This window comes from Cellvibrio sp., assembly GCF_053579595.1.
This window is the reverse complement of the sequence record NZ_JBRFPI010000456.1, coordinates 1-3,290: the sequence shown is the minus strand read 5'-3', so window position 1 is coordinate 3,290 and position 3,290 is coordinate 1. Positions and strand designations below refer to the sequence as shown.

Sequence of the window (3,290 nt, the reverse complement as noted above, 5' to 3'; positions counted from 1 at the left end):
TCTGATTGACAGTGGGATGATAAAAAACGGAACCTGATGGGTTCCGTTTTTTTTGCAGACAAACCATTTTAAACAGATAGAGAGATGCACAATATTAATTAATCGCTGTAGCTCCACTCGCCATTTTTATCGGTTGCCAACCATTGCTGGGTATACCAAAAAAATCGCCCTTTTTCGCCCGCATAGGCAGTGCAGTTGTAGCGAGTGCGCCCGGATTTGAGCGGTTGTTTGGCTTGTACCCAGAGTTTATTATCAATAATTTCAGTGGTGATTGCCCCCTGTCCGGTGGCAAAGCAATTTATTTTTTTCAGCAAGCCAAGGTCGTCTAACTCCAACACCAACCAGGGTTTAGCATCCGCTTTTACAATCAGATTTTCTTGCTGTGTTTTTTTATCGCTATAAAAATTTACTGTTTTTATAGGCATCGGACGCGTGTTGACTTTCATAATGAAATCATCGAGCTCGGTAAAACTGCCGCCAAAAGGAAAACGCGGAACAGATTGTAAATCCCCCTTTTCATAGAGCGCGCCCGACTGTTGTCCAAACGCGATATAGCCGAGCTTCTTGGCGATCTGCTGTACATCCACATCATATTCACCAAAAGGATAAGCAAGTATGTTAGGGGCCTTGCCAATTTCCTGTTCAATTTTCTGTTTCGCACTGGAAATTTCCACGGCGATACGTGTGCGCCATTGTTTTAACGTTTCATTTTTTTCGCGGCGCGGCAAATGATTGTGCCGAGTGGTATGGTTCGCAATTGTCACGCCGTGTTTTGACATCTCACGCAGTTGATCCCAAGTGACAAATACTTTCCCGGTGCCGACTGAATCGGTATTAACAAAAAACGTGAATGGCCAGCCGCGCTTTTTTAAACGGGGAAAGGCGGAGTCATATACCGACACATAAGAATCATCAAAACTGATCGCGACAGTTTTATCCGGAAGGATTTCGCCCTTGCGCAACTTTTCGGTAAGTTCCAGCAGCGGTACAATCTTGAAATTATTTTTTTCCAGATAATCCATCTGCGCTTCAAAATGGGCGGGGCTGATACTGGTGGATTTGGGTGTGGTATCGCTGACATGGTGGTACAAAATCACGACTGCAGCTCGGCTACTATGCGCAAGCAGCAATGCAGGCAATAACAGGATTAAATAAAAAATAGTTTTCATGAAAGATAAATAATCCCGTGAGCGTAACTTACGATAAAGTTGAAATAATTATAATGCAAAGCCATAGTTAAAACTCAAATTCAATGCCACCACGCAAACTGGTTTCCGGTGTGTCTGTATCCAGGCCAAACAACAGCCCCAACTCCCAGCGTACTTGCTTGCGGCCAGATAATTTCACTGTGCCCATTAAGGCAGGGCCTGCGGCCCAATCCTGATCATCCAGATAAAACTCCATTGCAGGTTCAAATGCGATGCTGTAGCGGTAGCGCAGCTGGGCACGCAGGGCAGTTTCAAACTCATCTTCAATATCGCTGCCGTATTCGTATTCGGCTATTGCGTTCGCGGTTGCCACCCAACGGCTTGTCAATTCTTTTTCCCATAAAATGCCTGCTGCAAATTCATGGCTGTTGATATCCTTTGCGGTACCGACTTCCAATAACAAGCCCCAATCTGCCCAGTACTCGCCCTGCTCGGTGATTTGCCATTTCACTTCTGCTTCATAGCCGCGAATTTGTTCTCCTTCATGGGTGAGGGATTCGGTCAACAAATACACCTCCGTAAATAGCTTATCGTTCCATGTATAGCCCATTCCCGCGCGATTTAATAAAACCTCGTCGCCGCCAAGGTCGCGCAAGACAAAACCATATTCCAATTCGCGCTCATTCTGCTCTACATAGGGGTGATATACGCGGTTCATCTCCGCTTGAACCTGTGTCGTGCCAAGTGCGGCGAATAAGAGCGCACTGCTGATAACATATTTATTCATGTGCATTGCCCCGCAAACGCCATGCATGCCAAATAGAGGCAAATAAAATGGGTGCGATTGTTAACAGATAAAAAATTCCCTGAATCGGTGTAGGGCGGGAATCGTACCCCACCAATGCATAAAGTAACTCGCCCAACCAAGAATGCTCATTGACTAAAAATGAGCTGTCCCACAGCGGAGCATCCGAGTCGAGCAAGCCAATTTGCATTAATTGTTTTGCAACTTGCATGGACAAACCACCTGCCAGCAAAGTGATAACAGTGATAAAAATAGGTAAAAAATATGTCCTGCTTAGAAAGGCAAATACATAGTAGATGATAGCGCCCAAACTCATACCTATGCCTGCACCCACGGCAGCTCCAATGAGTGCAGACGACATGGCCTCGGCTTTATGATCGAAAGCAGAAAGGTAAATCCAAATCTCGGCGCCTTCGCGCATCAGCGAAAAGCTGAAGATGATAATAAACAATAGGTAGAGCAATCTGTGCTGATTAAGAGCGACATTGCGGGCGGGTGAGATGTTTTTCACCGGAGCAAATGCAAGCGGTAAAATCAGTATGCCAAGCAGGATCACACTAAGTATCACAGCGCAATAAAGCGCGGCATTCAATAATTCTTGCCCGGTACCTTCCATCGCGTCGGCAATGTCATAGGCGTAATGCGCGAGCAGCCATGAACCTGCAACACCGGCAAGTAGCGCAAAAAAACTCCAGCGATAACTCAGTTGTAATTTATTGCTGAGCGCTAAAAGCAAACTGAGAATCAGCGCTGCTTCAAGCACTTCGCGCAATATCAGCAAAACGGCATCGAGCATATTAGTTCTCCACCCGAATAATGCCCTGAGCAGTTTTTGGATTAAATTCCCCAAAAAAAGGATAGTCGCCCGGCACTAATGGGCCAACAAAAATTATCGCTTTAGCTCCGCCCATAATCACTTTTTCGCGGTTGAGTTCGTAACTTTCAAATTCCTCCGGCGTGGCATCGCGATTGATGATAATCAGTTTCACTTTGGTGTTCGCCGGAATAATCAGCTGCGACGGGAAAAATAAATGGTCGCGTATTTCAATCGTAAAGGTCGGCACTTCTGCGCGGACAATAGCGCAGAAAAATAGACACATGAATGCTATGCGGTTAATTATTGGTTTCATTGGTCGCGGCCTTGTGATCAAGTAATTTATTATGCGGAAGATGTTGTACGTCGTTACCGGTTACCGTGCTAGCTGCAAAGGTCACCATCACCAACAACCCCTGACCATAGCGCGATTGGGTCAACGCAATATGTGCAGCATGTAAATCAACGACTTGCTGCACAATAGATAAACCTAGACCACAGCCAGGTGTTTTTGAGTTGTGAC

The 3,290-nt window shown here is 45.7% G+C and carries 4 protein-coding genes and 1 pseudogene; all 5 read right to left on the bottom strand.

Going from position 1 to position 3,290, the window contains the following annotated elements:
* Window positions 1-98: 98 nt before the first annotated feature.
* Window positions 99-1,169 (bottom strand): polysaccharide deacetylase family protein, encoded by a 1,071-nt coding sequence (locus ACWA6V_RS19605; protein ID WP_449524072.1) that lies wholly within the window; start codon window positions 1,167-1,169, stop codon window positions 99-101.
* A gap of 67 nt (window positions 1,170-1,236) precedes the next feature.
* A complete protein-coding gene (locus ACWA6V_RS19600; protein ID WP_449524071.1) occupies window positions 1,237-1,935 on the bottom strand; it encodes a hypothetical protein in 699 nt (232 codons plus the stop codon).
* The gene (locus ACWA6V_RS19595; protein ID WP_449524070.1) at window positions 1,928-2,749 is read right to left on the bottom strand and encodes an FTR1 family protein; all 822 of its coding nucleotides are present in this window, start codon (window positions 2,747-2,749) and stop codon (window positions 1,928-1,930) included. The genes ACWA6V_RS19600 and ACWA6V_RS19595 overlap by 8 nt, the downstream gene beginning before the upstream one ends.
* A gap of 1 nt (window position 2,750) precedes the next feature.
* The gene (locus tag ACWA6V_RS19590) at window positions 2,751-3,083 is read right to left on the bottom strand and encodes a cupredoxin domain-containing protein (RefSeq protein WP_449524069.1); all 333 of its coding nucleotides are present in this window, start codon (window positions 3,081-3,083) and stop codon (window positions 2,751-2,753) included.
* Window positions 3,067-3,290 (bottom strand): annotated as a pseudogene (locus ACWA6V_RS19585) (hypothetical protein); the annotation flags it as partial. The gene ACWA6V_RS19590 and the pseudogene ACWA6V_RS19585, both read right to left, overlap by 17 nt.